The organism is Bartonella sp. CE47NXGY (assembly GCF_042195415.1).
Taxonomy (GTDB): Bacteria; Pseudomonadota; Alphaproteobacteria; order Rhizobiales; family Rhizobiaceae; genus Bartonella.
Window position 1 is genome coordinate 1 of sequence record NZ_JBHIOI010000140.1, and the last position, 1,313, is coordinate 1,313.

Below are 1,313 nucleotides of genomic sequence, written 5' to 3' on the forward strand. Positions count from 1 at the left end.
ATCCCGCACCTTGAAAAAACACACATGAAATCAATAAGTTATAGCACCATAAAAGTGCTGTGGCGGAGGGGGTGGGATTCGAACCCACGGTACAGTCTCCTGCACGCCGGTTTTCAAGACCGGTGCCTTAAACCGCTCGGCCACCCCTCCAAACTAGATATGCTTTTTGACAAATTTCTTGTAAAAGGTCAATCATTTTAATACGCATTTTAAAGCGTTCTTTGTAAAACTATTTAAGTTTCAATTAAAATAATTCTTCATAAGTTAATTCTTTGAGTGTGTTATCTAAGAGTTTCATTTTTAAACATGATAGTTTTTTCTGAAAAAATGAAAGGTAATTATGATATTTATCATTTTTTTCCTGTTTAAAAATTTTTTACAAAGCAATATTTTTTTAAGTTCTAACAATCGTTTTCGTAATAATAAGAAATGTTTAGTTGAAAATGTTTGATAAATTATATTAAATTCCGGTCGTGTATTTTTGAATTATTTTACCTTTCCAGATATTTATTTTATTTAGATCGTTCATATTGGCGAAAAGAAAATGTTATTACTCTGACAGTTTATGAGAGATAAATTTGTAAGAATGACATATATATTCAAGGAAAGTTTTTATTGAGTTTAAATTAAGTACAATTCAATAAGAAAGCTCTTTAAAAGATTTTAATTTTTTAAATAAAAATATTCAGATATTTAGTGCATCTAAAAAGTACCTTGGAGGGAATGGCTGATTTGCGCTATTTGAATAAAATTTTATGTAAGATTTGCATCGATAGTTTAAAATCTCTTCTAGATATGACTGGAAATTAGGTATATTTGTAATGCTTTTTCTGTGGAATAAGCAAAAAGTTAATTTGAATGGAAGAAAAAATTATTGAGTAATACCCTTAGATCAATAGATAGTTTGTGAAGGTATTACATAGTTTTTCAAGAATAGAACTTAAAAACGCTAAATTATGCAGAGTCAGAAAGCGTAAACTTTAAAAGATAAAGTTTTAAAAGCCGATTCATTCACAAGTATGTGTAAAATAAAATATTTATGTCTAATATGAGAGAATAGGTGAATCTTGATTCTATTGATTTTTTTGCCTCTATCCCTCATCTTTTTGAAGCTTTTTTATGGCTTCAAGAGCGAGTTTTTTACGGTCTGCGCTCTTTGTGTAAAGAGATGTCATAGCATCATTTGTCCAGCCAAAAATTGCTTTGAGTTGTGATACTGTTGCACCAGAATTAACTGCGCGTGTTGCTGCTAATTTTCTTAAGCCATGTGCTGATTTTTTGATTCCCGCTACGTTACAAGCCTCACGAAAAAG

General features: G+C 30.2%; 1 protein-coding gene and 1 tRNA gene. Both read right to left on the reverse strand.

All coding sequences use genetic code 11. The features are described 5' to 3' along the window. Positions 1-60: 60 nt before the first annotated feature. Positions 61-150: transfer RNA gene (locus ACFIL3_RS10185), tRNA-Ser, on the reverse strand. Positions 151-1,091: 941 nt separating this feature from the next. Next, positions 1,092-1,313, reverse strand: a 222-nt coding sequence (locus ACFIL3_RS10190) for a tyrosine-type recombinase/integrase (protein ID WP_375682228.1), incomplete at its 5' end; no start/stop codon positions are given.